This window comes from Amycolatopsis sp. NPDC049691, assembly GCF_040675005.1.
GTDB lineage: Bacteria > Actinomycetota > Actinomycetes > Mycobacteriales > Pseudonocardiaceae > Amycolatopsis.
Map to the genome: position 1 here is coordinate 1 of NZ_JBFANX010000023.1, position 25,959 is coordinate 25,959.

30 protein-coding genes are annotated in these 25,959 nt (G+C 69.8%); 16 read left to right on the plus strand and 14 right to left on the minus strand.

All coding sequences use genetic code 11. The features are described from left to right. Positions 1 to 82 precede the first annotated feature (82 nt). Together AB0J40_RS37965 and AB0J40_RS37970 are read right to left on the minus strand one after the other, a co-directional pair. Positions 83 to 646, minus strand: a complete 564-nt coding sequence (locus AB0J40_RS37965) for a dihydrofolate reductase family protein (protein WP_364463462.1) — start codon at positions 644 to 646, stop codon at positions 83 to 85. A gap of 85 nt (positions 647 to 731) precedes the next feature. After that, the gene (locus AB0J40_RS37970; protein ID WP_364463465.1) at positions 732 to 1,628 is read right to left on the minus strand and encodes a hypothetical protein; all 897 of its coding nucleotides are present in this window, start codon (positions 1,626 to 1,628) and stop codon (positions 732 to 734) included. A 241-nt stretch (positions 1,629 to 1,869) separates the two neighbouring features. Here AB0J40_RS37970 and AB0J40_RS37975 point away from each other — a divergent pair, with 241 nt between their 5' ends. Next, positions 1,870 to 2,064: a PspC domain-containing protein gene (locus tag AB0J40_RS37975; RefSeq protein ID WP_364463468.1), complete on the plus strand. Its 195-nt coding sequence runs from the start codon at positions 1,870 to 1,872 to the stop codon at positions 2,062 to 2,064. Here AB0J40_RS37975 and AB0J40_RS37980 read toward each other — a convergent pair. The 3 genes from AB0J40_RS37980 to AB0J40_RS37990 all read right to left on the minus strand — a co-directional run bounded on the left by AB0J40_RS37980 (position 2,048) and on the right by AB0J40_RS37990 (position 3,881). Continuing rightward, the gene (locus tag AB0J40_RS37980) at positions 2,048 to 2,287 is read right to left on the minus strand and encodes a DUF397 domain-containing protein (protein WP_364463471.1); all 240 of its coding nucleotides are present in this window, start codon (positions 2,285 to 2,287) and stop codon (positions 2,048 to 2,050) included. The two genes, AB0J40_RS37975 and AB0J40_RS37980, sit on opposite strands and share 17 nt — an antisense overlap. A 9-nt stretch (positions 2,288 to 2,296) precedes the next feature. Then, complete coding sequence (locus tag AB0J40_RS37985; RefSeq protein ID WP_364463474.1) at positions 2,297 to 3,133, minus strand: helix-turn-helix transcriptional regulator; 837 nt, start codon at positions 3,131 to 3,133, stop codon at positions 2,297 to 2,299. Between the two features lie 82 nt (positions 3,134 to 3,215). Further along, positions 3,216 to 3,881, minus strand: coding sequence for a helix-turn-helix domain-containing protein (locus AB0J40_RS37990; RefSeq protein ID WP_364463477.1), 666 nt, complete (start codon positions 3,879 to 3,881; stop codon positions 3,216 to 3,218). 120 nt (positions 3,882 to 4,001) lie between these two features. Between AB0J40_RS37990 and AB0J40_RS37995 the strand changes: the two genes are divergently transcribed. Next, positions 4,002 to 5,501, plus strand: a complete 1,500-nt coding sequence (locus tag AB0J40_RS37995) for an MFS transporter (RefSeq protein WP_364463479.1) — start codon at positions 4,002 to 4,004, stop codon at positions 5,499 to 5,501. Between the two features lie 387 nt (positions 5,502 to 5,888). On the opposite strand, the gene AB0J40_RS38000 is transcribed toward AB0J40_RS37995, so the two are convergent. Then, positions 5,889 to 6,167, minus strand: a complete 279-nt coding sequence (locus AB0J40_RS38000) for a hypothetical protein (protein ID WP_364463481.1) — start codon at positions 6,165 to 6,167, stop codon at positions 5,889 to 5,891. 496 nt (positions 6,168 to 6,663) lie between these two features. Between AB0J40_RS38000 and AB0J40_RS38005 the strand changes: the two genes are divergently transcribed. Next, complete coding sequence (locus AB0J40_RS38005; RefSeq protein WP_364463484.1) at positions 6,664 to 6,816, plus strand: hypothetical protein; 153 nt, start codon at positions 6,664 to 6,666, stop codon at positions 6,814 to 6,816. Positions 6,817 to 6,861: 45 nt separating this feature from the next. Here the strand turns inward: AB0J40_RS38005 and AB0J40_RS38010 are convergent, their stop codons facing one another. The 3 genes from AB0J40_RS38010 to corA all read right to left on the minus strand — a co-directional run bounded on the left by AB0J40_RS38010 (position 6,862) and on the right by corA (position 9,604). Beyond that, positions 6,862 to 7,701 carry a chromosome partitioning protein ParB gene (locus AB0J40_RS38010; RefSeq protein WP_364463487.1) on the minus strand — a complete coding sequence of 280 codons (840 nt, stop codon included), beginning with the start codon at positions 7,699 to 7,701 and terminating at the stop codon, positions 6,862 to 6,864. Further along, the gene (locus AB0J40_RS38015) at positions 7,698 to 8,348 is read right to left on the minus strand and encodes a metallophosphoesterase (RefSeq protein WP_364463490.1); all 651 of its coding nucleotides are present in this window, start codon (positions 8,346 to 8,348) and stop codon (positions 7,698 to 7,700) included. The genes AB0J40_RS38010 and AB0J40_RS38015 overlap by 4 nt, the downstream gene beginning before the upstream one ends. 173 nt (positions 8,349 to 8,521) lie before the next feature. After that, positions 8,522 to 9,604, minus strand: coding sequence for a magnesium/cobalt transporter CorA (corA, locus tag AB0J40_RS38020; RefSeq protein ID WP_364463493.1), 1,083 nt, complete (start codon positions 9,602 to 9,604; stop codon positions 8,522 to 8,524). A gap of 328 nt (positions 9,605 to 9,932) precedes the next feature. Between corA and AB0J40_RS38025 the strand changes: the two genes are divergently transcribed. Both AB0J40_RS38025 and AB0J40_RS38030 read left to right on the plus strand, forming a co-directional pair. Next, the gene (locus AB0J40_RS38025; RefSeq protein WP_361103451.1) at positions 9,933 to 10,436 is read left to right on the plus strand and encodes a MaoC family dehydratase; all 504 of its coding nucleotides are present in this window, start codon (positions 9,933 to 9,935) and stop codon (positions 10,434 to 10,436) included. Positions 10,437 to 10,443: 7 nt separating this feature from the next. Then, complete coding sequence (locus AB0J40_RS38030) at positions 10,444 to 11,538, plus strand: DUF2332 domain-containing protein (RefSeq protein WP_364463496.1); 1,095 nt, start codon at positions 10,444 to 10,446, stop codon at positions 11,536 to 11,538. Here AB0J40_RS38030 and AB0J40_RS38035 read toward each other — a convergent pair whose 3' ends face one another. Further along, a complete protein-coding gene (locus AB0J40_RS38035) occupies positions 11,539 to 11,952 on the minus strand; it encodes an NUDIX domain-containing protein (RefSeq protein WP_364463499.1) in 414 nt (137 codons plus the stop codon). Between the two features lie 196 nt (positions 11,953 to 12,148). On the opposite strand from AB0J40_RS38035, the gene AB0J40_RS38040 reads away from it, so the two are divergent. The 7 genes from AB0J40_RS38040 to AB0J40_RS38070 all read left to right on the plus strand — a co-directional run bounded on the left by AB0J40_RS38040 (position 12,149) and on the right by AB0J40_RS38070 (position 18,518). After that, positions 12,149 to 12,313 carry a hypothetical protein gene (locus AB0J40_RS38040; RefSeq protein WP_167379843.1) on the plus strand — a complete coding sequence of 55 codons (165 nt, stop codon included), beginning with the start codon at positions 12,149 to 12,151 and terminating at the stop codon, positions 12,311 to 12,313. 20 nt (positions 12,314 to 12,333) lie between these two features. Next, entirely contained in the window at positions 12,334 to 12,894 is a 561-nt protein-coding gene (locus AB0J40_RS38045) for a PH domain-containing protein (RefSeq protein ID WP_072481681.1), read from the plus strand. 38 nt (positions 12,895 to 12,932) lie between these two features. After that, positions 12,933 to 13,805 carry a PHP domain-containing protein gene (locus AB0J40_RS38050; RefSeq protein ID WP_364463503.1) on the plus strand — a complete coding sequence of 291 codons (873 nt, stop codon included), beginning with the start codon at positions 12,933 to 12,935 and terminating at the stop codon, positions 13,803 to 13,805. 1 nt (position 13,806) lies between these two features. After that, positions 13,807 to 14,436 carry a MarC family protein gene (locus AB0J40_RS38055; RefSeq protein WP_364463506.1) on the plus strand — a complete coding sequence of 210 codons (630 nt, stop codon included), beginning with the start codon at positions 13,807 to 13,809 and terminating at the stop codon, positions 14,434 to 14,436. A gap of 125 nt (positions 14,437 to 14,561) precedes the next feature. Further along, entirely contained in the window at positions 14,562 to 17,024 is a 2,463-nt protein-coding gene (locus tag AB0J40_RS38060; protein WP_364463509.1) for an alpha-L-rhamnosidase C-terminal domain-containing protein, read from the plus strand. A gap of 67 nt (positions 17,025 to 17,091) precedes the next feature. Next, positions 17,092 to 17,943 carry a PD-(D/E)XK nuclease family protein gene (locus tag AB0J40_RS38065; RefSeq protein ID WP_364463824.1) on the plus strand — a complete coding sequence of 284 codons (852 nt, stop codon included), beginning with the start codon at positions 17,092 to 17,094 and terminating at the stop codon, positions 17,941 to 17,943. 41 nt (positions 17,944 to 17,984) lie between these two features. Beyond that, positions 17,985 to 18,518, plus strand: coding sequence for a hypothetical protein (locus AB0J40_RS38070; RefSeq protein WP_364463512.1), 534 nt, complete (start codon positions 17,985 to 17,987; stop codon positions 18,516 to 18,518). Positions 18,519 to 18,522: 4 nt separating this feature from the next. Here AB0J40_RS38070 and AB0J40_RS38075 read toward each other — a convergent pair whose 3' ends face one another. Next, entirely contained in the window at positions 18,523 to 19,863 is a 1,341-nt protein-coding gene (locus AB0J40_RS38075; protein WP_364463515.1) for a hypothetical protein, read from the minus strand. Positions 19,864 to 19,887: 24 nt separating this feature from the next. Then, positions 19,888 to 21,357 carry a DEAD/DEAH box helicase gene (locus tag AB0J40_RS38080; RefSeq protein ID WP_364463518.1) on the minus strand — a complete coding sequence of 490 codons (1,470 nt, stop codon included), beginning with the start codon at positions 21,355 to 21,357 and terminating at the stop codon, positions 19,888 to 19,890. Between the two features lie 553 nt (positions 21,358 to 21,910). On the opposite strand from AB0J40_RS38080, the gene AB0J40_RS38085 reads away from it, so the two are divergent. After that, positions 21,911 to 22,564 carry a ferritin-like fold-containing protein gene (locus AB0J40_RS38085; protein WP_364463521.1) on the plus strand — a complete coding sequence of 218 codons (654 nt, stop codon included), beginning with the start codon at positions 21,911 to 21,913 and terminating at the stop codon, positions 22,562 to 22,564. 119 nt (positions 22,565 to 22,683) lie between these two features. Further along, entirely contained in the window at positions 22,684 to 22,914 is a 231-nt protein-coding gene (locus AB0J40_RS38090) for a DUF3107 domain-containing protein (protein WP_013223016.1), read from the plus strand. A gap of 60 nt (positions 22,915 to 22,974) precedes the next feature. On the opposite strand, the gene AB0J40_RS38095 is transcribed toward AB0J40_RS38090, so the two are convergent. Beyond that, positions 22,975 to 23,292 (minus strand): DUF4873 domain-containing protein, encoded by a 318-nt coding sequence (locus AB0J40_RS38095; RefSeq protein ID WP_364463524.1) that lies wholly within the window; start codon positions 23,290 to 23,292, stop codon positions 22,975 to 22,977. Beyond that, positions 23,289 to 24,062, minus strand: coding sequence for a TetR/AcrR family transcriptional regulator (locus tag AB0J40_RS38100; RefSeq protein ID WP_364463526.1), 774 nt, complete (start codon positions 24,060 to 24,062; stop codon positions 23,289 to 23,291). Before AB0J40_RS38100 ends, AB0J40_RS38095 begins: the two co-directional genes overlap by 4 nt. 55 nt (positions 24,063 to 24,117) lie before the next feature. Between AB0J40_RS38100 and AB0J40_RS38105 the strand changes: the two genes are divergently transcribed. Beyond that, positions 24,118 to 25,026: a diiron oxygenase gene (locus AB0J40_RS38105; protein ID WP_364463528.1), complete on the plus strand. Its 909-nt coding sequence runs from the start codon at positions 24,118 to 24,120 to the stop codon at positions 25,024 to 25,026. Then, positions 25,023 to 25,931: an alpha/beta hydrolase gene (locus AB0J40_RS38110; protein WP_364463530.1), complete on the plus strand. Its 909-nt coding sequence runs from the start codon at positions 25,023 to 25,025 to the stop codon at positions 25,929 to 25,931. Before AB0J40_RS38105 ends, AB0J40_RS38110 begins: the two co-directional genes overlap by 4 nt. Positions 25,932 to 25,959 lie beyond the last annotated feature (28 nt).

Below are 25,959 nucleotides of genomic sequence, written 5' to 3' on the forward strand. Positions count from 1 at the left end.
ACCAAAACAAACAAACCCACCCCTACCCGGTGGTGTTGCTGGTCGTGGGGGAACCACCCCCCCCCCCCACCCCACGACTTGGTCAGAGGTGCCGGGTGGGGCGGTAGACGAGCTCCTGGGTGCCGCCGTCGAGCGTCCGGCTCTCGAGGAGCTCGAGGTCGAAGGCTTCCAAGCCCGCGAAGACCGGGGCGGCCCCGAACTTGCCGCTGAGCACCGGGAAGAGCGTCACCTGGAGGCGGTCGACGAGCCCGGCGGCCAGCAGCGCCCGGTTCAGCGAAAGGCTGCCGTGCGAGCGCAACGGCACGTCGGACTCCTCCTTGAGGCGGGCGACGACCTCCACCGCGTCGCCGCTCACGACGGTCGCGTCGGGCCAGTCCAGCGGGCCGCGGAGCGTGCTCGAGACGACCGTGGCCGGCAGGCTCCGCATCCGGCCGATCCACGGGTCGGTTGTCTCGTCGCCGGGCAGTTCCACGTTCCTCCGGAAGGTGGTGGCGCCGAACACCATCCGCTGGTCGTCGCGGTACTGCGCGAGGCGGTGCGCGAGCAGTTCGGGACCTTGCTTGCCCCAGTAACCGCCCCAGTCGCCGTAGTGGCTGCCGAAGCCGTCGAGGCTGGCGAAGACGTCGAAGGTGTACGTCGCGGTCATGGCGGGGCTCCGTATCGGCTCGGGTGCTGTCACTTGGACTACGAACCGTCCGGGCGGAATTCGACAGCCCCCCGCGAGAAAGTTCCTACGGCGTCGGGAGCAGCGGCAGGATCGTGTTCGCCGCGGCGCGCGCCTGGGCGCAGGTGCCGTCGCCCGCGGTGCCCGCGGTTTCGACGACGCTGAGTTCCGCCAGCTCGCGGCGGCCCGGCAGGCCCGGCGCCGGCTGCGTCGTGTCCACCAGGCAGAACGCGCCCGCCAGCCGGACGACGGCCTGCCGTCCGCCGAGCGGTTCGGCCGGGGCGGACGGCTCGGTCGTCTGCACCGTCAGCTTGAGGCTCACCTTGCCGCGGATGCAGCTGTGCCCGGACAGTCCGGTCGCCGGCCGGCTGCCCTTGCCCGCGACCGCTTCGAGGTCGGGGTTGTCCAGCAGCACGCACGGCGCCACCTGGCCCCACGAGCGGCCCGGGAAGTTCAGCCGCCCGACCTTGCCCGCGGTGATCGCGGTCAGCGCCGAGCCGACGGCCGCGTCCGCGACACCGCAGCGCGCGGCCTGGTCGTCGCCGGCGTCGGTGACCGACAGGTCGAGCCGGTTGCCGTCGGCGAAGGTGATGGCACGGGTGCAGGCACTGTGGTCGTTGAACATCGACTGCTGGACCGCGACGCCGTCCGGCACCGGCCCGGGGTAGGGGTACGGCCGGATGTTCGGGTCGGAGTCGAAGGCCAGCGGCCCCATGAGGATCGTGCGCCCGCCGGCGTCGGCCCGGCAGGTTTCGAACGTCGGGGTCGCGACGGCGCCGGGCGCGACGGCGGGCACGTCGAGCAGGCTGCAGTAGTCGACGGTGGCGTAGTCCCCGAGCGCGGCGGACGCGGTCAGCGGCGTCGGCCCGGACGTCTGTTCCGGCGCGGCCTGCGTCTTCGCGCACCCGGCGGTGAGCAGGGCGCAGACCATCGCGACGACCAAGTGTTTCGGACGCGGGTACACGGTGTGCCAGTATCACCGCATCGGGCGGAAAAACCAGCCCTGACGGGGACATCTCTCAGTATTTTCCCAGCCTCGGCCGGAGAACGCGCAGGTCATCGGAGTTCGGCTGGTTTTCATGGCTGTACGAACGTTTTTCGCCTTTGCCGTCCCCTAAGGGAGCGGTCCTTCCCGCGGGCGATGCGGAAGCGGGTACTCCGGTGGTGAAGTGGAGATATCGGAACTTCGAGGAAAGGGAAAAACGATGAGCGCACCGGTCACTCGACGGCTGTCCCGTCCCCGCTACGGCCGCATGATCGGCGGGGTGTGCGCGGGTCTCGCCCAGAGGTGGGGCATGAAGACCGGCACGGTCCGGCTGCTGGCCGTGCTGTCGTGCCTGCTGCCCGGGCCGCAGTTCGTGGCTTACTTGATCCTGTGGGCGATCATTCCGTCGGAGTGACGGAGGTGAGGAAGCCACGCCAGGAAGAGGGGGCGACGGTGAGGTGCGGGCCGGAAGGATCTTTCGAGTCCCGCACCGCCACGGCAGGTGTGGTGAAGGCGACTTCGACGCAAGCAGTGTTCTCGTTGCCGCTGTAGCTGCTCTTCCGCCACGCGAACGCCACCTCGACGCACGCGGTGTTCTCGCCTTGGCTGTAGCTGCTCTTGCGCCAATCTTCTTCCACAGCCCACCCCTATGCGCTCAGCCGATCCGCGAGCCGGAGAAGCAGCTCGCAGGACTCCTTTTCGCTCAGGGCGAGCTTAGCAAGAGCGCTGAAGCGCCTCGCCAGTTGCGAGATCTGGGTGGGCTTCACCAGCTGCAGGTTCCCGGCGGCGTGATCGACATAGCCGAGATCCCCGATCGTGTCCTCCGGGAACCGAAGCAGCGAGAAAGCGCCTCGAAGACCCGGATGCACCCCGATATCGGCAGGCAGCAGCTGCACCCGCACATTGTCGAGCTCGGAGAGCTCGATAATGTGCAGCATCTGCGCCACGAGCACGTGGGGCTCGGCGACCCGGCGCACCAGGGCGGTCTCATCGACGATCGCGTGCAGCTTCAGCGGATCCTCGGCTCGGAGCCGCTGACAGCGGCGCATCCGCACGTGGAGCTTGTGGTTGCGTTCGCGGGTGCCGCTATCGGCGTAGAGCGCTCGCGTGAAGGACTCGGTCTGCAAGAGTCCGGGCACCCATGCCAGCTCGAAGTTGCGGACCGACACCGCCTCTGCCTCGAGCGCCGGATAGCTGTTGACCGACACCCCCTCGATCCGGTTCTGGTTGGGCCGCTTCGCCTCGCGTGCGATGTCGACCACCCGCACGAGATCGTCCTCGGGCAGCCGGTACAGCTCCGCCATCGCCCTGGCGTGCAGCGGGTGGATGGCCCCCTGCCCCTTCTCCATCCGCGAGAGCGTGCTCTTCGAAATGTCGAGATCGCCGCCCGCCTGTTCCAGCGTCAGCCCGGCCTTCTCCCGCCAGGCCTTCAGCTCGCGTCCGAGCTGCAACCGCCTGATCGCCGGAACGCTGTAGTACGCCACCGCACCTCCCCGTCGCCATGATCGCGCGGGGTGCAGTGTCCGGGCGGGAGGGCGGCGCCGGGATCCCGCGCCGATCACCCCATCAGGGGCGCCAGCAGGACATCGCGCGGTCGATCTCCTGCTCGTCGAGCGGCGGGCGGGGCAACTGCGAGGGCTTGCCGGGCTCGGCGCGGAGCCCGTCGAGCAGCATGCCGAGGCTGCGCCGCCACAGGTCCGGGTCGACCGCGCACGTGAACTCGACCACCGAGCCGACCATCATGTGCACCAGCGCCATGTCCGACGGGGCGAAATCCGCCCGCAACCCACCGGCGTCCTGCGCCCGTTCGACGAGCTGTGTGATCAACGGCACCATGCGGGCTTTCTCTTCGGCGACGTGCTCGTGGCCGAACTTGTTGGACAGCATGATCTCCCGCAGCCCGCGGTCGGCGGAGTGCATCTCGGCCGCTTTCCAGGTGAAGTCGACGAACGCCTGCCAGGGGTCGTCGGCCTTCAGCGCTTCCGCGGCGAGATCGCCGATCTCTTCCATCCGCTCGGCGAACATGGCCTCGACCAGGTGTTCCTTGCTGGGGAACCGGCGGTAGACCGTGCCGACGCCGAGGCCGGCGTGGTGGGCGATGTCGTCCAGCGTGGCGTCGAGCCCGCGCTGGCCGAACACTTCGCGAGCCGACGCGAGGATGCGACGGCGGTTGAGTTCAGCGTCACGCCGCAGCGGCCGCGCCGGTGCGGCGGGACCAGCGTCCCGTGCCATGCCGTCCAGTCTAGCCCCTGAAGTAGAGGCACCATCTCCGGTTCTTGTGTACCTTGGGTCGCGTAAGGGGAGATACCTACTCCACATAGCTTCCTGATCACTCCCAGTGAGGGGACACCCATGTCCGAATCCACCCTCGCCGTCGCGCCGCCGGGGGACGCGCGCGCCGCCGAGAACCCCCACCACAGCCGCAGATGGCTGATCCTGGTGATGATCGGCATCGCGCAGCTGATGGTCGTGCTGGACGCGACCGTCGTGAACATCGCGCTGCCGTCCGCGCAGGTCGACCTGGGCTTTTCCAACGACGCCCGGCAGTGGGTCGTCACGGCGTACGCGCTCGCGTTCGGCAGCCTGCTGCTGCTCGGCGGCCGGCTGGCCGACCTGTTCGGCCGCAAGAACGCCCTGCTCGTCGGCCTGGCCGGGTTCGCCGCGGTGTCCGCGCTCGGCGGCTTCGCGACCAACATCGAGATGCTGCTGATCGCCCGCGCGGCCCAGGGTGTCTTCGGCGCGCTGCTCGCGCCCGCCACGCTTTCGCTGCTGACCACGACGTTCACCGACCCGAAGGAACGCGGCCGGGCGTTCGGCGTGTTCGGCGCCATCGGCGGTGGCGGCGCGGCGGTCGGGCTGCTGCTCGGCGGCGTGCTCACCGAGTACCTCGACTGGCGCTGGTGCATGTTCGTGAACATCATCTTCGCGGTCGTCGCGTTCGTCGGCAGCTCGGTCCTGCTGCGCAACCAGCGGGACGCCGGCCCGCGCCCGAAGCTCGACCTGCCGGGCACGATCACGGCCTCGGCCGGCCTGTTCGCGCTGGTCTACGGCTTCGCGAACGCGGAGTCGGACTCGTGGTCGTCGGTGTCGGTGTGGGGCTTCCTCACGGCCGGCGTCGTGCTGCTGGGCGTCTTCGCGTGGCTGCAGCAGCGCGTCTCGCACCCGCTGCTCCCGCTGCGCGTCCTGCTCGACCGCAACCGCGGCGGCTCCTACCTGGCGATGTTCCTGCTTGCCATCGGCATGTTCGCGATCTTCCTGTTCCTGACGTTCTACGTTCAGCAGAACCTGCGGTTCACGCCGATCCAGAGCGGCGTCGGCTTCCTGCCGATGGTGGCGACGCTGATGCTGGCGGCGACGACGGCGACGGCCGTGCTGCTGCCGCGCTTCGGCCCGCGTCCGCTGGTCCCGACCGGCATGGCGATCGCCGCGGTCGGCCTGTTCTGGCTGAGCGGCATCGGCCTGGACAGCACGTACGCGTCCGGCGTCCTCGGCCCGCTGCTGGTGATGGGCTTCGGCATCGGCCTGGCGATGGCGCCGGCGATGAGCGTCGCGACGTTCGGCGTCGAGGCGCACGACGCGGGCGTGGCATCGGCGGCGGTCAACACGATGCAGCAGGTGGGCGGCTCGATCGGCACGGCGCTGCTGTCGACGCTGGCCGGCAACGCGGCGACGTCGTACTTGGCGGGCAAGGTCCCGACGCCACAGTTGGCGGCCGAGGCGGCGATCGAGAGCTACACGACGGCGTTCACGTGGGCGGCGGTGATCTTCGCGGCCGGCGCGCTGTTGAGCGGTCTGCTGCTGCGCCCGGGTGTCCCGAAGGGCGAAGCCGCTCCCGGCGCCGTGCACATGTGAGTTCTCTGTGGAGCGGGCCCGCCTTCTCGCGTGGCCCGCTCCACGAGTAATTGAGGTGCATAAATAGCGACCTTAAGTGTTATAGGATCTTCAAGAGCATTTCTCCTGACTGATCATTCTCCACTACCTTAACTTGTCCTCCTTTGGAGATGATTTGCTCGATAAAATAGTAGAGACTAATCGCTCGGTTGACTATGTCCGTCTTCGACATTCCTGATTCGTTGCTCAGTTCTGCGAGCTCTGATGTCACCTTGGGTATCAAGCCAACCGTGATTCGTTCTGCTGCAACTGACTGATTTCCTGCCTTCTTGGTCATTGATTCCCCTGGCGCGACAAAATCCGGAATGGTGACCCAGACCGGATATTGTCGTTCCTGATTATTGGCTTCTAGTGGTGGATCGCGGATGTGATGAAGCCGCCGATGGAGACGATGGCGCAGATCAGCAGGATCATCCAGTCCGGGTAGCCCTGCCCGGCGGCTGCCCACAGGATAAGTGCGGGCGAAGACGCCGAGGCTGAGATTCCGGTGATCTGCGTAAGTGACTCCGTCTTCTTCGGGTTGCCGCTCCCTGAATTGCTGATTTTTTCAAGTGCGACCTTGAGGATCGCCGCTTCTGTTGGACTGATCGTGTTGTCGAAATTGTCCGACGGGGCGGTAATACTCAAACTATTTCCATTTTCCGTTCCGTTGGCACTGAAGCCGGCTGGCTTCGAGACAAATGTCCACGGAACTACCTTAGGTGAGGCTAGTAATAGCCATAGATAAAGTTCATGACGAAACCTTTCTGGTTGCGTGGTTAATTGATTATTTGGGCTGGATGGCCCTTTTAGTGGCCGGAAATTAGGACATAATTCCCGGCTTCAATAGGATCGCATTGCACGTTGTCCATCGGGTCAAGGTCGTCACCTCCTCTCGCTTTGCGGAGGCCGCTGCCTCCGTGTCGCCAGCATACGGGCTGCATCAGATTGATGCAACTCTGCTGCGGACGCTCGAGTCACGTTTCCGGAGGTGGTATGCGTGTAGTCGAACCTCGGTCCGTCATCCGGGCCGCTGGACTGCAGAAGGCGAACCGCCCTGGGCGCGTCCGGCACGACCTCTGGCTTTGCAGTCTTGCTGGTGTAGGTCGGCAGCGACGGCGTCTAGGCGTCGTCGCTGCGCTCGGTGCTCGAAGTGACCGTCAGTGGCGCGGACGCGCTCTTCCAACGACACCACGGCGGCGAGCGCTCCATCCTGAACGTGCGCCCGCACGACGACGAGGTGGTCGCCAGCCGATCCCGGCGGCTGGACGGGCGGGTGCTGAGCGAGCAAAGGTGACCGGATGTGGCTCCGATTCGGCGAGACGTGGTACGTCTTCGGGCTCTAACGTCCCCGAGACCGCAGCGTCTCGATGACCTCGTCGTCCCAGCGGTGGGTCCGGATCAGCCGGTACCGCTCCGCCGCCACCCACATGTACGCCTCGGCGTCCGTCCGGTCGCCGATCAGGCCTGCCTGCCGCAGCATCCCCACCACCGGGACGAACTCCTCGTCGAACCACCGCTGCGCCACGCTCGCGCGGTCGCAGAACTTCCCCTCGTCCTGCATCAGCCGGAAGCCCCACGCCTCCACGTGCTCGCCCAGCTTCGCGTAGTCCCACGGGTCCGACACGATCACCGACGCCCGCGCGTGGCCCGTCAACGGCACCCGCTCGAGGAACAGCCGTCGATAGTCCTTGACGATCAAGTCGCCGCGGTGGCGGATGCCGCTCGGGTTGAGCTTGGTCCGGACCACCGTCACCGAAGCCTCTATTGTGGACAGTCCCTGGGCGATCGCCACCGAAACGCGGTGGTGGCCGTCGATGATGAAGTGCAGCTCGCCGACCCGGTACACCTCGATCGGCGGGATCTCCTCGCCGCGGCGGGCCGCCAGCGCCAGGCGCTCCCAGCGCTCGCGGACGCGGCCCGACGTCGGGCGGAAGCGGCGGTCGAAGTCGCGGCTGCGGTCGACCGTGCCCGCGATCGAGTCCAGCTTGATCACCCGCAGGCCGATCCGGTGCTCGCCCAGGTAGCCGAGCGCCTCCACCACCTCGTGGAACGGCAGCATGATGTTGACGTCGTCGGGCTCGCGGCGCAGCCACGTCGAAAGCCGCGAGAGCACTTGGCCGCGGCGCGCGCGGAGGAAGTCGTTCTCCGCGTCCGCGCGGGGAAACCCCGTCTCTTTCATGAGAACTCCATGATCCGGTGGCCCACCACGTTGCGGATCCGGGTTTCGCCGACGACCCGGTCCGGCACCGGCTCGCCGTGGGGGTGGATGTGCCCGTGCAGCAGCCACTTCGGCCGCAGCACGTCGATCGTGCGGTGCAGGCACGCGAACCCGCGGTGCGGCGGGTCCGCCCGGTCGCCCAGGTCCAGCGGCGGCGAGTGCGTCAGCAGGACGTCGACGCCGCGGCCGTCGCGACGCCGCCGCCGCCGCGCGCGCCGCACCAGGCGGCGGGCCCGGCGGGCCTGCTGGCGCTGGGTCCACTGGTTCGGGCCGTCGTTGTAGCGGATCGAACCGCCGAGCCCGGCGAACCGCAGGCCGGCGACGTCGACGATCCGGCCGTCGGCGTTGATGCCGCCCGCCGGGCCCGGCCACGCCGTCGGGAAACCGTCCTTCATGGACAGCCCGCCGTAGCGCGTGTAGCCGCTCAGGTCCGGGTCGTGGTTGCCGGGCACGAACACGCACGGCACGTCGAGCGCGCCGGCCAGGAACGCGAGGTAGTCGTACGGGAGGTCGCCGGCGCCGATGACGAGGTCGACGGAGACGGCGCGGACCGCGTCGGTCCACAGCCGCTCGTCGACCTCGTCGGAGACGACCAGCGCTTTCGGCATGGCCCCAGGGTACGACCCGGGACGGTCATTTCATGCCGTGCGCGAAACCCGGGTCGGCGACGATGACGAAAGTGATGACGAAGATCCACACGAGGCTGAGCGCGAGCGCCCAGAACTTGAGGTTGGACAGCATCCGGGACATGGCGAACACTCCGATGGGGGAAGAGGGGGACCTAGAGCCAGCCGTTCTTCCGGAATATTCGGTACAGCAACAGGCAGATGCCGAGGATGACTGTGATCACCAGCGGGTACCCGAACTTCCAGTGCAGCTCGGGCAGGTAGTCGAAGTTCATCCCGTAGATGCCCGCGATCATCGTCGGCACGGTGATGATCGCCGCCCACGACGTGATCTTGCGCATGTCGGTGTTCTGCTGCAGGGAGATCTTCGCGACCGTCGCGTCGACCAGGGTGGACAGCAGCTCGTCGAACGCCGCCACCCGCTCGGACACGGTCGTGAGGTGGTCGGCGACGTCGCGGAAGTACGAGCGCACCTCGTCCGGCACCAGCCGCGTGTAGCCCTCGGCCAGGCGCTGGACCGGTGTCGCCAGCGGCATCACCGCGCGCCGCAGCTCGAGGACCTCCCGCTTCATCAGGTAGATCTGCTCGGCGCTGATCTGCGAGCGGGGCGCGAAGACCTGCGCCTCCATGACGTCGATGTCGTTCTCGATCCGGCCCGTGACGTCGAGGTAGTGGTCGACGACGTGGTCGGCGATCGCGTGCACGACCGCGGCCGGCCCCAGCTGCAGGCGCTCGGGGTCGTCGTCCAGCTCGCGGCGCAGGCGCGCGAGACCCGAGTGGTTCCCGTGGCGGACGGTGATCACGAAGTCCCGGCCGAGGAACACCATGAGCTCGCCGGTCTCGACGATCTCGTTCGCCGTGGTGGGTGATTCGTGTTCGACGTACCGGACGGTCTTCACCACGAGGAACAGCGTGTCGTCGTAGCGCTCCAGCTTGGGCCGCTGGTGCGCCTCGAGCGCGTCCTCGACCGCCAGCTCGTGCAGCCCGAACGTCTCCGCGATGCCCTGGATCTGGTCGGAGTCGGGCTCGTGCAGCCCGATCCAGACGAACCCCTCGTGCCGCTTGCGGACCTCTTTGATCGCTTCGGTGTGCGTCCAGCGGCCGGGCAGGCGCTCGCCCGCGACGTACACCGCGCAGTCCACGACGTACGCGGACAGCGGCACCGGGACCGGGCGGACGGGAACGGCGCCCTTGTTGCCGCGGCCGCGAAGGCCGCCGAGCGAGGGAATGGCAGGCATGGGATCTCCTGGGCGTCGTGCGTTGGTCGTGCGAGACGACTGACCAGGGGCGGACCGCGTCCGCCCGGCGACACCAGCGTTCCCGGGAAGAGAGAAGGCCTACCTGGAGACGACCCGTGAGGTGGGAACGCTGGGACTACTAGGGAGCGGACTATCGCCACTACTCATCGGGGTTCCTCACCTCCTTCGGGCCGGGTGCACCGTAGTTGAGAGTGCAGAGTGGTGGGGCTCGCGTTGACGCGCGAACACCAATGGTCGAGGGTACTCCTCACTACGGATGCGTGTCGTACCAGCCTCACGCGGTGTTACGCGGACAGGGAGAAGACGAGTGCAGTTCGGTCGGTACTACGAGGAGTTCGAGGTCGGTGCGGTCTACAAGCACTGGCCGGGCAAAACGGTCACCGAATACGACGACCACCTGTTCTGCCTGATCACCATGAACCACCACCCGCTGCACCTGGACGCCCACTACGCCGAGGAGACGACCGACTTCGGCAAGAACGTCGTGGTCGGCAACTACGTCTACTCGCTGCTGCTGGGCATGTCCGTGCCGGACGTCTCCGGCAAGGCCATCGCGAACCTCGAGGTCGAGTCCCTCAAGCACGTCAAGCCGACGTTCCACGGCGACACCATCTACGGCGAGACCGAGGTGCTGGACAAGACGCCCTCGAAGTCCAAGGACGACCGCGGCGTCGTGTACGTCGAGACGCGCGGCTACAAGCAGGACGGCACGATCGTGTGCACCTTCCGCCGGAAGGTGATGGTGCCGAAGCGCTCCTACGGCGAGACCAGGGGCGGGGAGCAGCCGGGCCGGCCGGTCCCGCACGAATGAGGCTCTGATGGACCTGGACGGGATCAAGGGCGTACTGCGCACGTTCGCGGAAGTCGAAGCGCGCGGGGTGTCGCCGCTGTACGAGCACCTGGCGCTGCAGGCGGCTTCCGACGACGACGTGGCGGGTCTGCTGACGTCGGCGCGGGACGGCGAGGTGCGGGCGACGCTGCTGATGGCGACCGCGCACCGGCTGGTCCAGGCGGACCCGATCCACCCGCTGTCGCGGTACTACCCGTCCCTGGGCGGTTTCGACGGCGTCGATTCGGAGACCTGGCCGCTGTTCCGGTCGTTCCTGCTGGAGCGCGCGGACAAGGCGCGCGCGCTGATCTCGTCGCGGTACACGCAGACGAACGAGGTCCGCCGGGCGGCGCTGCTGTACCCGGGTGTCGCGCGGGCGGCTCGCGAAGCGGGCGGGAAGGTGTCCTTGCTGGAGGTCGGCTGCAGCGCGGGGCTGCTGCTCGGGCTGGACCGCTTCGGCTACCGCTACCAGTGCGACGGCGGCGAGCAGCTGACGGCGGGCCCGGCGAAGGCCGCGGTCGGGCTGCACTGCGCGCTGGACCTCGCGCCGGGCGCGGTGGCGCCGAAGCTGCCGAAGAAGCTGGCTCTGCTGGACCGGGCGGGGCTGGACCGGGCGCCGGTGGACCTGTCGGACGAGGACGAGCTGGCGTGGCTGGAGGCGTGCGTCTGGGCCGACCAGCCGGACCGCATCCGGTTGCTGCGGACGGCGGCGGCGGAGCAGGCGAAGCACCGGCCGCGCCTGATCGAGGGCGACGGGGTCGACGACCTGGCCTCGGCGGCCGGTTCCCTGGACGGGCCGCTGGTCGTGGTGACGAGCCACGCGCTGGCGTACTTCCCGGCTCCGCGGCGTGCGGAGTTCGTCGACGGGCTGGCTTCGCTGGCCGCTTCGCGGCCGGTGTGGTGGGTTTCCGAGGAGTTCTACGGGGCGGCCCTCGAGACGGTGCTGCCGGGGCGCGCGGACCTCGCCGGCGCGGACGGGCTCGCGACCCTGGGTGTCGTGCGGTGGGAAGACGGGAAGGCGGAAGCCCACGCCTTGGCCCGGACCGCCCCGCACGGGCAGCGGATGACCTGGTTGCCGCTGTAGTCAGGCGCGGGGGAGCGCTTTCCAGTCGCGCAGCGTCACGTACAGGAGATCCACCAGCTCCCCCGCGGCCTCGAGCGCGTCCAGGTCTGCCGCATCGGACCAACGGACGTCCGTCGCGTCGTCACCCGCCGTGAGCGTTCCGCCGGTCACTTCGCACCCGTAATCGAAGATTTCGTACGGGCCCCTCGTCACCGACCCCACCAGTGTGCCGGGAATCACGTCGAGTCCGGTCTCCTCGAGCAGCTCGCGGATTACTGCCTGTTTGTCGCTTTCGTCCGGTTCGACTCGGCCACCCGGCAGCGACCATTGCCCCGAACCGGGGTCGTTCCGGCGGCGGATGAGCAGCAATCGGCCGTGTGCGTCGTACGCGATACCGCCTACGCAGCGGATCGTGGTGCTGGTGAGGCCGTCCATGTCCCGAAGGGTAGACGTGACCGAACTGAAAACGGATGTCCTGTACACGGAGAGTAGCCGTACGGTACACTTCGGACCGCGTGCTGACCCAAGCGCGGGACTTACCTCCCCTGTGCCTGTTCAGTGCGGTACAACGTAAAAAGTCAGGATTTTTGCTGTTGTCCGGTGTCACCGTAAGAGACGGGATTTGATCGCGGTGAACGTGAAGAAGATTGCGGGCCTCGCCGGTATCGCGTTGGTGCTGTTCTTCGTCATTGCCCAGCCGGGTCAGGCCGCGGGCCTTGTCGGCAACATCGTCGACTTCCTGCGCAGCTCGGCCGAATCGGTGATCACCTTCGTCAGCAACGTGTTCAAGGGCTGATCGGGGGCTACCCTCGAACCATGTTCGCGCCACGCGACCCCGACGAGTACCTCCTCGACACCGAGCGGCGGGTCATCCGGATCCGCCGCCACTGGGCGGTGCTGCTGTGGGACACCTTCGAGGCGGCCGCGCTGCTGGCCGTCTGCGTCCTGGTGTCCTACCTGCTGCCACCGGCGCTGTACATCGGCCAGAACATCCTCTGGTACGTCGCGCTGCTCGTCGTGCTGCGGTTCGCCTACCAGGTCATGGAGTGGTGGGTCGAGCGGCTGGTGGTCACCGACAAGCGGTTCGTCATGACCACCGGGGTGTTCACCACCAAGGTGCTGATGATGCCGATCAGCAAGGTCACCGACCTCAGCTACGTGCGCACCGCCACCGGCCGCATGATGGGCTACGGCACGATGGTCGTCGAATCGGCCGGTCAGATCCAGGCGCTGAACCGGATCGACTACCTGCCGAGGCCCGAAGAGTTCTACGACACGATCTCCGAGCTGGTCTTCGGCGACAAGCAGAAGCAGGCCGAACGCTTCTCCATGATCAAGGCCCAGCGGGCGGCCCGCGGAAAGAAGCCGGTCGGCTGACAAGCCCGCCGGGCGTGTGACCCAGCGCATCGTCGACAATGGACCCGATGCGCATCGACCTGCACGCCCATTCCACCGCTTCCGACGGCACCGACACGCCGGCCGGTCTCGTCGCCGCGGCGGCGAGAGCCGGGCTCGACGTCGTCGCGATCACCGACCACGACACCACCGCGGGCTGGGCGCCCGCCGCCGAGGCCATTCCGCCCGGGTTGACCCTCGTCCCCGGCGCGGAGCTCTCCACGGTGTCGATCGACCCCGAAACCGGCCGCCAGATCAGCGTCCACCTGCTCGCCTACCTCTTCGACCCGACGGCCGAGGCCGTGGTCACCGAGCAGACCCGGCTGCGCGTCGAGCGCCGCACGCGGCTGCGCCGGATGGCCGAGCGGATGGCCGCCGACGGCCTCCCCATCGACATCGACGAGATCTTCGGCCTGCTGCCCGAGGACTCCCCGCCCGGGCGCCCGCACCTGGCCCAGGCGCTGGTCCGCGCCGGGCTGGTCAAGTCCGTCGACGAGGCTTTCGCCGACTACCTGAGCCCGCGCCGCGGCTACTACGTCGCCCGCCGGGACACCCCGGTCGAGGAGGCCATCGACATGATCGCCGCGGCCGGCGGCGTCACGGTCATCGCGCACCCCTTCGCCTTCAGCCGCGGCGCCACGATCAGCGAGGACACCCTCGCCGGCCTGGCCGCGCACGGGCTCACCGGCGTCGAAGCCGACCACCCGAACCACGACGCGCCGACGCGGGCCCGCACCCGCGAGCTGGCCGGCGAGCTCGGCCTGCTCGTCACCGGGTCGAGCGACTACCACGGCACCAACAAGACGATCGCGCTCGGCGAGTGCACCACCGACCCCGGGCAGCTCGAGGAGCTCGTTTCGCGGGCGACGGGGTTCCAGGTCGTGAAGGGCTGACATGGCGCTCGCCGACTTCTTCGACGCCAAGCTCTTCATGAGCGCGACGATCACCCTGGTCGTCATCATGGACCCGCCCGGCACGGTGCCGGTGTTCCTGAGCCTCGTCGGCCGCAAGCCGATGGCCGTGCGCGCCCGCGCCGCGCGGCAGGCCGTCCTCGTGTCGCTGCTGGTCATCAGCCTGTTCGCGGTCGCGGGTCAGGCGATCCTCGCCTACCTCGGCATCGGCATCCCGGCGCTGCAGGGTGCCGGCGGCCTGCTGCTCCTGCTCATCGCGCTGCAGCTGCTCACCGGCAGCGGCCACGAACCCGAGGCGGCCGCGGAGGACGTCAACGTCGCGCTGGTCCCGCTCGGCACGCCGCTGCTGGCCGGCCCGGGCGCGATCGCCGCGACCATCGTGTTCGTCCGCCAGGCCGACGGCCACATCGGTGCGTACATCGCGCTGGCGCTGGCGATCGTCATGACGCACTTCGTGATCTACATCTGCATGCGCTACTCCGGCGTCGTCATCCGGCTGATCAAGGAAAGCGGCATCACGCTGCTGGCCAAGGTGGCCGGCCTGCTGCTCGCGGCCATCGCCGTCGAGCTCGTCGCGAACTCCGTGCGCGGCTTCATCGCCGGCGGCAGCTGACCCCGCCTTTCGGGTTGTCCTGCCGGACAGGAACTCCCGCGGTCGTTGACATCGTTGGCACCGCTCGCGCAGCCTGGACCTCAGCTCAGCGGTTGAAACGATTCAAACGCCTTGCGGAGGCCTCGATGAAGTGGCTCAGAGCAGTCCTGCCGGTCACGGTGCTGGTGGCGAGCGGCGTGGTCGCCGTGCCCGCCGACGCGGCGCCGAGCTGGCAGAAGTACGTCGTCGCGCCGTCGACCAGGGACGTCCGGCCGGTGCGGGTGCTGTCCACCACCGGCGACGTCACCAACCCGGACGGCCTGCTCGGCCGGGGGGTCGCGACGTTCGAGCGGCAGGCGTCGCCGCCCAAGCCGGCCTGGCCCGCCGGGACCACGGCGGCCGCGTCGTCGTTCCACGCGCCGAACAACGGCGGGAACGGCCAGCCGCGCACCTACGACCCGGGCAACGCCGTCGACGGCAACACCGAGACGTTCTGGAACGACGACACGATCGGCGCCTACCCGGACGTCCTGACCATCACCTCGGCCGCGCCGGTCGCGCTGCCCGGCGTCACGCTGCTGTCCAGTGTGGACGGTGTGCCGCAGGACTACACCGTCGAGGTGCTGGACGCGGGCGCGTGGCGGACCGCGGCCACGGTCACCGGCAACACCGCGGTCCAGCGGGCGGTGCAGTTCGACCGGCCGGTGACGACCACGCAGGTCCGGATCACCGTCACGAAGGACCAGAACACGCCGTCCGGCGAGTTCAGCCGCGTCACCGAGGTCTGGCCGGGCCTGGTCGCCGACCCGCCGGTGCCGACGGCCGTCGTCGACTTCGGCAAGGTCGTCGCGGGGTACCCGAAGATTTCCTTCGCGGGCGCTTCGGCGAACCGGCCGGGCGTCCGGCTGTCGTTCTCGGAAACCCTGCAGTACCTGGGCGAACGCTCCGACTTCACGCGCTCCGACTTCTCCGGCGGGCCGGGCAGCGACCAGTACGCCGTGCCCGCGTCGCCGACCGTCTGGACGGACACGAAGGGCTGCCTGAGCGGGACGCAGGTGTGCGCGGACGGCCTGCACGGCTTCCGCTACCTGCGGATCAGCCTCGACGCGCTGGCGTCCGACGCGCCGCTGGCCCAGCCGTCCGGCGAGGTGCGGATCAACGGCGTCGCGCTCGACTTCACGCCGTTCCTCGGCACGCCGGACACCTACCGCGGCTGGTTCGAGTCGTCCGACGCCGACCTGAACCGCTACTGGTACGCGGCCTCGTACACGAACGAGCTGGGCATGGACACCTTCCGCGAGTCCGATGTGGACCCGCGCGGCGCGTTCTCGCCGTCGCTGGCCGGGAAACTGGTGCTGCACGACGGCGCGAAGCGCGACCGGGACCCGTACGTCGGCGACGTCGCGGTGTCCGGGCTGACCGAGTACCTGACGCACCAGGACGGCACGGCGGCGAAGAACGTCCTGGCCGACCTCGCCGACCACCAGCGGGCCGACGGCTGGATCCCGCCCGCGTCGATCAACGACTACACGCTGCCGCTGTTCGACTATCCGCTCTGGTGGGTGACGTCGAGCTGGGACTACGTGCTCTACACGGGCGACACCGCGTACGCGGCTTCGTACTACTCGAATCTCGTGAAGACGCTCGACTCGTGGTACCCGTCGGTCACCGATTCGCGTGGGTTGCTCGCGAAGGGGCTCAACGGCACCGGCGGCTACGGCGACTACGCGTTCCTGCCGCGGACCGGCGAAGTGACGTACTACAACGCGTTGTACGTCAGGGCGCTTCAGGGTGCGGCGGGGCTGGCGCGGGCGACCGGGCACCCCGCGGACGCCGACCGGTGGCTCGCGCGGGCTTCCGGCGTCGCTTCCGCCGTGAACACCTACTTGTGGGATCCGGCGGCGGGCGCGTACCTCGACTCCGGGACGGGCGCGGTGCGGCACGGCCAGGACGGCAACAGCCAGGCCATCCTGGCCGGCATCGCGTCGCCTTCGCAGGCAACTTCGGCGCTGGCGCGGCTCGCGGCGGGCGCGTTGCCGTACGGGAATCCGTTCATGGACAACGACACTCTCGTTTCCGATGGCACGAAGCGCGTGTACGCGTTCACGTCGTTCCCCGAGCTGCAGGCGCGGTTCCGGAGCGGGCAGCCGGACTCGGCGATCGACCAGATCAAGCGGATGTACGGCTGGATGGCGTCCCACGACCCGGGCATCACGGCGTGGGAAGGCATCGGTGCAGGCGGTTCGCACTACGAGCAGGGGTACACGTCGGCGGCGCACGGCTGGTCGACCGGTGTGGTGCCGGCGTTGACGAACGAGCTGCTGGGCGTCTCGCCTGCTTCGCCGGGCTTCGCGACGTGGACTGTGGCGCCGCACCCGGGTTCGGTCTCGTGGGCGCGTGGCGCTGTGCCGACGCCGAAGGGCGCGTTGTCGGCTTCGTGGTCTCAGCAGGGTTCGGTGTTCTCGTTGACTGTCACGGCTCCTCGCGGGACTTCGGGTTCGCTGGTGGTTCCGGCCGGCAAGCTGGTGCTGCTGGACGGGCGGCCGATCCGCGCGGCGGGTCCGTTGACCGTTTCCGGTGGTACGCACACAGTGTTGGTGGTGAGGTAGTCGCCTTCCGGGTGCCGCGCAAAAACTGTCGGTGGTGGTGCGTAGCGTGGCACCCGTGAAGGAGCAGATGGGGTTCGACTTCGGCGTCGCGCAACCGGTGCGGCTCACGAAGGTGTCGCCGGCGCGGCTGGCCACCTTCGACGACTGCCCGCGCCGGTACCGGCTCGCGTACCTCGAACGGCCGACCCCGCAGCGCACCGGGCCGTGGGCGCACAGCACGCTGGGAGCGGTGGTGCACAACGCGTTGCGGGCGCTGTTCGACCTGCCGGTGCTCAAGCGGGTGCCGCAGCGGGCGGTGGCGCTGGTGGCGGAGTTCTGGAAGGACGCGGGCTTCGAGAGCGAGGAGCAGGCGGCCCGCTACCGGGCGCGGGCGAAGGAGTGGGTGGCGGAGTACGTCGAGGACAACGACGTCACGCACGACCCGGTCGGGCTCGAGCGGTGGGTGTCGGCGCCGGTGAGCCCGTCGCCGGGGGAGCGGCCGTCGATGATCATCGAGGGGCGCGCGGACCGGATCGACGCGCGGGACGGGTCGCTGGTGATCGTCGACTACAAGACCGGACGGCGGCCACCGGACGAGTACGAGGCGCGGGCGTCGCAGGCGCTGGCGCTGTACGCGGTGGCGTCGGCGCGGACGCTGCGGATGCCGTGCACGACGGTGGAGCTGCACCACCTCCCCACGGGCACGATCGCGGCGGCCGAGCACACCCCGGAGAGCCTCCAGCGGCACTTGCAACGCGCGGGCGAGACCGCCGCGGACCTGAGGCTGGCCACGGATACCCTGGACGCGGGCGGCGACGCGGACGTGCTGTTCCCGGCCCGCCCGGACCGCCGTTGCGCCTGGTGCGACTTCAGGCCGAGCTGCGCGGCGGGGCAGGAAGCCGCCCCGCAGGCGCAGCCGTGGGACCTGCTCGCGCCTTGACAGGGGAGAGGAAGAGGTTGGCTTCACCGGACACCGACGAGTTGCAGACCGGGACGCCCGAGCAGCGGACTGAGCCGCTCGCCGCCGGGACCGGGGTGGCTGAGGGGCAGGGCGAGCCGGCGGTTGACGGGGCTCAGCCGACCGAGCCGCTCGCCGCCCAGCCCGCCGCCGGAGTGCAGGAGACCGAGCCGCTCGCCACCGAATCACTCGCCGTCGAAGCGCAGACCGTTCCCCACGAACGCGTCGACCCCGAACGGATCGAGCTCGCCGAGCCCGCCGAACAGCCCGCCGAGCCGGAAAAGCCGCGTGGCCGCTGGTGGCGGGGATTCACCGGCTCACTCGCCGCCGGGCTCACCGTGCTCGCCCTCGGGGTCCTCGTCGTCGGCGGAATCGACCTCTACACCGGTGCTCCCGGACCTGGCCCCGCGCTCCTGATCGGCCACCCAATCGCCGCTGTGCTCGCGCTGGTCGCCCAGCGCGTTGCCGACCGCCGAAACGGTGTGACCGCCGCCGGGGCCGGGGTGGCCGTTGTCCTCTTCGCCGTCTCGGCCCTGACCCTCTTCTGGCTTACCTGAGCGCTTACTTGAGCGCCGTCAGGGTGCCGCCGCGTTCCTCCAGCAGTACCGGGCCCGCCGCGCCGAGACGGACCACTCCCGCGTAACCGCGGCGGTCCACCCCCACCGTGCGGATCGTCGACCCGTCGTTCTCGTTCAGCACCGCCAAGCCGCCCTTGATCGGGACCACCAGCTGCCCGGCGAACACGATCCCCGGCCCCGACGCGCTGCTCAACGTCCAGCGCGGCGACAGGTCGTCACGCGACAACGCCACCACCTTCGAGCCGCTGAACCAGTACACGTTCTGCGTTGTCTGGGTCGTCGCTTCCACCCCCGCCGGCGGGTCCTGCGCCAGGTCCGAAGCCGGCACGTCCAGCGGGTACGCCGCGCGCTGGGAACCGTCGCCGTTGTAGATCACCAGCAGCTTCTGGTCCGGCAGCACCACCGCCGCCAGGTCGCCCGACATCGCGATCACCCGTGCGCGCTTGCCCGCCAGCACCGAGCTGAACGCCACCTGCGGCTCGTCGTCCTTCTCCGGCGCCGCCTTGTAGACCGTCAACCGGTCGGCCGGGTCGCCCGGGCAGCGCTCGATCACGCCCACCTTGCCCGACGCCGCCGCGACCGTGCCGTACGTGCAGCCCGTGCGCGGCTGCTTGCCCGCGTTGACCAGCGCCGGGACCTGGCCGTACTCGGCGCTCTGCACCAGGTCGTCGCGCCAGGTCGTGAGGAGCTTCTTGCCCGTCGTCGTCACGTGGGAGCCGTCGCTGACCAGCCGCGTGCCCAGCTCCGCGTTGCCGTTGCGCTGCGCCGTGATCCGGCCCGTGCCCGGGTCCAGCTGCGTGACCTCGCTGCACGAAGTCTTCGAATAGACGGCGTTCAGCCGGCCCCACGTCTCGTTGACCGTGCACAGCGGCAGGTCACGCGTGTAGTGCCAGCGGACCTGCCCGGTCAGCGGGTCGCGGGCGTCGACCTCGCCGCCGTCGGCGGTCGCCACCGTGTCGCCCGCCACCACCGGGACCGGCGTCGCGCCGCTGCGGGCGCTCCAGATCTCGGTCAGCGAGCCCGGCACCTTGTCCGGTGCCGCCGGCAACGGCGGGGGCGCCGCCGCCTCCGTCCGGTCCGTGGCCGCGCTGTCGCTCGTCACGCCGATGACCAGCGCGACGGCGACCACGGTGACCGCGATCAGCGCGGCGGCCACCCGGTCCCGCCCGCGGTTCCACGGCGAACGCCGGGCCTTGACGCGCGGGGCGGGCGGAGTGGGAGGAACGTCCTCCAGGACGTCCTCGGAGCCGTACTCGGGGGCCGGTTCTTCCGCGGGCGCGACCTCTTCAGGCGCGCTTTCGGGCGCCTTCTCGTCTTCGCTCACTTACCCGACCCCCGTGCGTAGGCCTCAGTCTGCCGACGCAGGTGTATCAGACGTCGCGGCGGGACGGCGACGGCGGCGCCGCCGAGCCGGCCGCTCCGCGTTCTCGCCGGCTTCCTTCTCGGCCACGGGGCCGGTCGTCTCCGGCGCCGTGCCGCGCGTGCGGCGACGCGTCCGCGTGCGGCCCTCCGACGACGCGGGTGCCTCGCCGGACTCCGAAGCGGCGGCGTTGTCCGCGGCCTCGATCGCCTCGGCGGCCCGCGAACCACCGCGGGTCCGCTTGCGCGGGCTCCGGGCGCGCTTGCGCGGCGCCTCTTCCGCGGCGTCGTCGGCGGTCTTGCCCCGGCCACGCGGGCCGCGGCGCTTGCCGCCCAGGTCCTCTTCCACCTCGGCGCCCAGGCCGGCGCGGGTGCGCTTGCCCAGCGGCAGCCGACCGGTCGTGCCCTCGGGAATGCCCAGGTCGGCGTACAGGTGCGGGGACGACGAGTACGTCTCCACCGGCTCCGGCTTGTCGAGGCCCAGGGTGTCCGAAATCAGCTTCCAGCGCGGCTCTTCGTCCCAGTCGACCAGGGTGACGGCGACGCCGGTCCGGCCCGCGCGGCCGGTGCGGCCGATGCGGTGGACGTAGGTCTTCTCGTCGTCCGGGCACTGATAGTTGATCACGTGCGTGACGTCGTCGATGTCGATGCCGCGGGCCGCGACGTCGGTCGCGACCAGCACGTCGACCTTGCCGGAGCGGAACGCGCGCAGCGCCTGCTCGCGGGCGCCCTGGCCCAGGTCGCCGTGCACGGCGGCGGCCGCGAAGCCGCGCTCGACCAGGTCGTCGGCCACCTTCTGCGCGGTGCGCTTGGTGCGGCTGAAGATCATCGTCAGGCCGCGGTCCTTCGCCTGCAGGACGCGGGCGATGACCTCGGGCTTGTCCATCGAGTGCGCCCGGTAGACGAACTGGGCGGTGCGCTCGTGGATCGCGCTCGCGTCGTTCTCTTCGGCGCGGATGTGCGTCGGCTGGCGCAGGAACGTGCGGGCCAGCGTGATGATCGGGCCCGGCATGGTCGCCGAGAACAGCATGGTCTGCCGCTCGTCCGGCACCATCCGCAGGATGCGCTCGATGTCGGGCAGGAAGCCCAGGTCGAGCATCTCGTCGGCCTCGTCCAGCACCAGGCCGCGGACCTTGCCCAGCACGAGGTGCTGCTGCTCGGCCAGGTCGAGGAGCCGGCCAGGGGTGCCGATCACTACGTCGATGCCCTTGCGCAGGGCCTCGATCTGCGGCTCGTACGGGCGGCCGCCGTAGATGGCCAGAGTGCGGATGCCGAGGTGCTTGCCGGCGCCCTTGAGGTCGTTGGCGACCTGGATGCACAGCTCGCGGGTCGGCACCACGACCAGCACCTGCGGGGTGCCGTCGCCGGGGACCTGGACGCGGTGCAGCAGCGGGACGCCGAAGCCCAGCGTCTTGCCCATGCCGGTGCGGGCCTGGCCGATGAGGTCGTCGCCGGCCATCGCGAGCGGCAGCGTGAGCGCCTGGATCGCGAAGGTCCGCTCGATGCCGGCCTCGCCCAGCGCCTTGACGATCTCCGGCTTGACGCCGAAGGACGCGAAGGTCGGGGCCTCGGGCTCGACCTCGACGCCCGCCTGCAGCGGGTGCGACGTGTCGAGCGCGGCCGGGCCGGTCTCGCTGTGTTCCAGCGCGACGGCGGGGGTCTGTTCGGTTGTGGGAATTTCTGCGGTCAGGGTGATCGCCTCTCTCGTGACCAGCGCGCACAGCCGTGGGTCCGCTCGACACTCGACCGGGAGTAAACGCTGGTCCCTGGCGCTGATCTGGAGCGCGGAACCGGTCCGTCCCGGGAATGCCGGAAGAGGCGTGCACGCACATTGCAGTACGTCGGCAAGCCGCGTGACCTGCCTGTTCCCGACGCCGGTATGGCGTACGGAAGCTTTGATATCTCTCGCAGTGTACCTGGTCAGCAGTTTTTCGACAGTACCCGGCGCGCCGGAACCAGTGTGATCGGTCTCGTCGCGGCACGCCCGGGCCCTTCGGCGATACCCTGCCCGGGTGACCGAGCCGAAAGAGATCTCAGAAGGCGTAGTCGACCTTCTGGGTGTGATCGCCTACCTCGAACTTTCCGCGTTCGACCGGATGGCCGAAGACGCGCGCAGCGCCCCGACCCTGGCCGGGCGGGCGGCGCTGGCGCGGATGGCGGCCGCGGAGATCGGTCACTACGGCCTGCTGGCCGACCACCTGGCCGCCCACGGCGTCAAGATCGAAGACGCGATGACGCCGTTCGTGGCCAAGGTCGACGCCTGGCACGCGTCGACGCCGCCGAAGTCGTGGCTCGAGTCGCTGGTCAAGGCCTACGTCGGCGACGGGCTGGCCGCCGACCTCTACCGCGAGATCGCCAGCTGGCTCGACCCGGAGACCAAGGACCTGGTGCTCACCGTGCTCGCGGACACCGGCCACTCCGCGTTCGCCGAACGCGAAGTCGCCGCCGGCATCGAAGCCGACCCCAAGACCCGTGACAAGCTCGCCCTGTGGGGGCGCCGCCTGCTCGGCGAGGCGCTCACGCAGGCCCAGTACGTCGTCGCCGAGCGCGACGGGCTGGCCGAGCTGATCATCGGCGGTTCGGGTGACCTCTCCGGAATTGCCGCGCTGTTCCGGCGGTTGCAACAGGGGCACACGAAGCGCATGCAGGCGCTCGGCCTGGGCTGATCCCGATGGAGTACCCGGAAGTGACGACGCGGTCGGGCGCGGACATGCGCCACCGGAACGAGCCGGTTCGGTTAGCCTTGGCCGGCACATCCCTTACGAATTTCCAGCGGAGGTCCCACGTGGAGGTCAAGATCGGCATCAAGGACACACCGCGCGAGCTGGTGGTGTCCAGTGGCCAGTCTCCCGAAGAGGTGGAGAAGCTGGTCGCCGAGGCCCTGACGGCCGGTGACGGGCTCTTCCGCATCAACGACGAGAAGGGGCGCAAGTACATCGTCCCGTCCGACCGCATCGCGTACGTCGAGATCGCCCCGTCCGACGTCCGCAAGGTCGGCTTCGGCGTCGGCGACTGACCCAGCCCGAACAGCCGTGAAGGCCACCCCGGGACGTTCCCGGGGTGGCCTTCACGGGCTTCAGGCGTTGAGTTCTTCCAGCGTCGTGGGGACGTGGAACGGCGGTGTGCTCGTGCCCATGACGCGGTAGCGGCCCCACGGGTCCGGGTCGGAGAGTTCGCCGGACGCCGTGTGGGTGCCCGTCGCGATCGTCACCGGCTTCTTCTTGCCGCCCGCCAGCCTGGTCAGCTCCTCGTTCACCGCCACCCGGCCGTACCAGCGGTAGTACCCGTCGATCGGCTGGAAGTAGCCGCGCAGCTCGACCGTCACCGCCAGCGAGACGCCGTCGACCACCAGGGTCGCCGGGCCGCTGTAGCCGTCTTCGTCGTGCTCGCTCATGACGTCTCCTTCGCCGAATCCGGCTCCGAGCGGCCCAGCTGGACCACCTTGTTGGCTTCCAGGGGCAGGTTCGGGTCGATGACCACGCCGTTCTGGCGGGTCAGCCCGTCGATCGCCGCCCAGATGATCTGCGTCAGGTACTCGACGACCGCGTCGCGGCCCATCGAACGGCGGTCCAGCCACCACTCGCCGGTGTTCTGGACCATGCCGACGATGCCGTGCGCCCACGGCTCGGCCGCGCCGGAGTCCATGTTGAACATCCGCATGTAGTCGCCGAGCAGCGCGGTCAGCGCCGTCGCGATCAGTTCCTTGTCCTCGGCCACGACGTCCGACGACACCGGCTTCTCCGGCCGCCCGTGCGCCAGCAGCCGGTACAGGTTCGGGTGCTCCTCGATGACCGTGAAGAACGCGTCCAGCGCCATCCGGATCCGGGGGACCGGCGCCAGCTCCGCGTTGATGGCCGGGATCAGCCGCTCGAACAGGATCTCCGTGCCGCGCTGGCCGAGGGCGACGTAGAGGTCGGCCTTGTCGTCGAAGTGCCGGTACAGCACCGGTTTCGTGACGCCGGCCTCCGCGGCGACGTCCTCCATGCCGAGGTCGGGGCCGTGCGTGTCGAGCGCCCGCAGCGCGGCCTCGACGAACTCCTTGCGCCGCGCGATCCGGTGCTTGCGCCAGCGGTCGCGGCGGGCGTCGCCGGTCGCCTCCTCGTCGCGCGACGAAGACCTGGGCTGCTTTCCGGAGCGCTTGACACGTTCGATCACGAGGCTCATGCTACGCACAGGTAACTGTTACCTCAAGTTACACATTGCGGAAGGGGTGTCGGCAATGACGCGGACGCTGAAGGAACCGGATCGCGAGAAGACCGCGGACCGCCTGCTGAAGTCGTCGGCGAACAAGTTCTACGACCCCGACGTCGACATCGACTGGACCGCGCCGCTGGTCGAGGGCAAGCGCTTCATCCTGGAGGAGCGCTCCTCGCTCTACGGCACCGAACTCTGGGAGAAACTGACCCCCGACCAGCGCATCGAGCTGGGCAAGCACGAGGTCGCGAGCGTCGCGACGACCGGGCTGTGGTTCGAGATCCTCCTGATGCAGATGCTGCTCAAGGAGGTCTACGAAGAGGACCCGACGTCCGCGCACGCCCAGTTCGCGCTCACCGAGATCGCCGACGAGTGCCGGCACTCGACGATGTTCGCGCGGCTGGCGTCGCGGATCGGCTGCCCCGCCTACGGCCCGGTGCCGTGGCTGCGGCGCCTGGCGAAGCTGATGCCGACGATCTCCTACGGCCCCGCCCGCTACGGCGCGATCCTGGTCGCCGAGGAGGTCCTGGACCGCCTGCAGCGCGAGCAGATGAACGACGAGGGCGTCCAGCCGCTGGTCCGGATGGTCAACCGGATCCACGTGCTGGAAGAGGCGCGGCACGTCACCTTCGCCCGCGAAGAGGTCACGCGCGGCATGGCGAAGCTGTCGAAGGCCGAAATCGCCTACCAGCAGTTCATCATCGCGCTGATCTCGTACTTCGTGACGCGGGCGTTCATCAACCCGAACGTCTACCAGGCGGTCGGCATCCGGCCGCGTGACGGCGTCGAGGCGGCGCTGAACAACCCGCACTGGCAGGGGACGATCGCGTGGGCCGGCGAGAAGATCATGCCGTTCCTGGCGGAGTCCGGCCTGGTCGGGCTGCCCGGGAAGTACTTCTGGCGCAAGTCGTTCCTGCTGCCGGCGGGCCGGTGACCACCGCGTCGCGGCTGCGCGACCCCTCGATCGAGCACCGGTTCGTCACCAGCGACGGCGCCGCGCTGCACGTCTCGCAGTCCGGGCCCGCCGACTCGGCGGTGACGCTGGTCCTGGTGCACGGCTGGACGCAGGACCACCGGACGTGGGACTTCGTCCTCCCGCACCTCGACCCCGGCGTGCGGGTGCTGCGCTACGACCTGCGCGGCCACGGCGGCTCGGCGCACGCCCGCCCCGGCGGCGCCACGATCGCCCGCCTGGCCGACGACCTCGCCGAGCTGATCGCTTCGCGGGTGCCGGCCGGGCCGGTGGTGCTGGCCGGGCACTCGATGGGCGGCATGACGCTGATGGTGCTCGCCGAGCGGCATCCGGCGCTGGTCCGGGACCGGTTGGCGGGTGCGGCGTTCGTGGCGACGTCGTCGGGCGACATGGACAAGCTGACGCTCGGGTTCCCGGGGCTGGTCGGCCGGGGCGTGACGCGCTTCGAGCCGCGGCTGGCCCGCCTGCTGGCCCGGCTGCGGTCGGACACGCTGCGGCTGCGGCCGGGGATGGTCCGCTCGGGCGCGCGACGGCTGGTCTTCGGCGTGCGCCCCGGACGTGAGCAGGTGGACAGCGTCGTCGAGCAGCTGCTGGCGGCGCACCCGGCGAGCGCGGGGATGTTCCTGGACGCGATCGCGTCCCACCGCGGAGTGGGCGGGCTGGGCGCGCTGTGCGACGTGCCGTCGGTGGTGCTGGCGGGGGAGAAGGACCGGCTGTGCCCGCTGGCGCACGCGAAGGTGATCGCGGACGAGCTGCCGCACGCGGAGTTCGTCCGGTTCCCGGGCGCGGGGCACATGCTCCCGCAGGAGCGCCCGTTCGAGGTGGCCCGCCGCATCAGCGCGCTGGTCCGCACGGCGGCCCGCTGACAAGCGCCCCAATGTGGCCTTGGTTGCG

Coding starts and splice junctions, on each gene's coding strand:
- AB0J40_RS37965 (WP_364463462.1), bottom strand. CDS start 646: ATGACCGCGACGTACACCTTCGACGTCTTCGCCAGCCTCGACGGCTTC.
- AB0J40_RS37975 (WP_364463468.1), top strand. CDS start 1,870: ATGAGCGCACCGGTCACTCGACGGCTGTCCCGTCCCCGCTACGGCCGC.
- AB0J40_RS37990 (WP_364463477.1), bottom strand. CDS start 3,881: ATGGCACGGGACGCTGGTCCCGCCGCACCGGCGCGGCCGCTGCGGCGT.
- AB0J40_RS37995 (WP_364463479.1), top strand. CDS start 4,002: ATGTCCGAATCCACCCTCGCCGTCGCGCCGCCGGGGGACGCGCGCGCC.
- AB0J40_RS38010 (WP_364463487.1), bottom strand. CDS start 7,701: ATGAAAGAGACGGGGTTTCCCCGCGCGGACGCGGAGAACGACTTCCTC.
- AB0J40_RS38015 (WP_364463490.1), bottom strand. CDS start 8,348: ATGCCGAAAGCGCTGGTCGTCTCCGACGAGGTCGACGAGCGGCTGTGG.
- corA (WP_364463493.1), bottom strand. CDS start 9,604: ATGCCTGCCATTCCCTCGCTCGGCGGCCTTCGCGGCCGCGGCAACAAG.
- AB0J40_RS38030 (WP_364463496.1), top strand. CDS start 10,444: ATGGACCTGGACGGGATCAAGGGCGTACTGCGCACGTTCGCGGAAGTC.
- AB0J40_RS38035 (WP_364463499.1), bottom strand. CDS start 11,952: ATGGACGGCCTCACCAGCACCACGATCCGCTGCGTAGGCGGTATCGCG.
- AB0J40_RS38045 (WP_072481681.1), top strand. CDS start 12,334: ATGTTCGCGCCACGCGACCCCGACGAGTACCTCCTCGACACCGAGCGG.
- AB0J40_RS38050 (WP_364463503.1), top strand. CDS start 12,933: ATGGACCCGATGCGCATCGACCTGCACGCCCATTCCACCGCTTCCGAC.
- AB0J40_RS38055 (WP_364463506.1), top strand. CDS start 13,807: ATGGCGCTCGCCGACTTCTTCGACGCCAAGCTCTTCATGAGCGCGACG.
- AB0J40_RS38060 (WP_364463509.1), top strand. CDS start 14,562: ATGAAGTGGCTCAGAGCAGTCCTGCCGGTCACGGTGCTGGTGGCGAGC.
- AB0J40_RS38065 (WP_364463824.1), top strand. CDS start 17,092: ATGGGGTTCGACTTCGGCGTCGCGCAACCGGTGCGGCTCACGAAGGTG.
- AB0J40_RS38080 (WP_364463518.1), bottom strand. CDS start 21,357: ATGGCCGGCGACGACCTCATCGGCCAGGCCCGCACCGGCATGGGCAAG.
- AB0J40_RS38095 (WP_364463524.1), bottom strand. CDS start 23,292: ATGAGCGAGCACGACGAAGACGGCTACAGCGGCCCGGCGACCCTGGTG.
- AB0J40_RS38100 (WP_364463526.1), bottom strand. CDS start 24,062: ATGAGCCTCGTGATCGAACGTGTCAAGCGCTCCGGAAAGCAGCCCAGG.
- AB0J40_RS38105 (WP_364463528.1), top strand. CDS start 24,118: ATGACGCGGACGCTGAAGGAACCGGATCGCGAGAAGACCGCGGACCGC.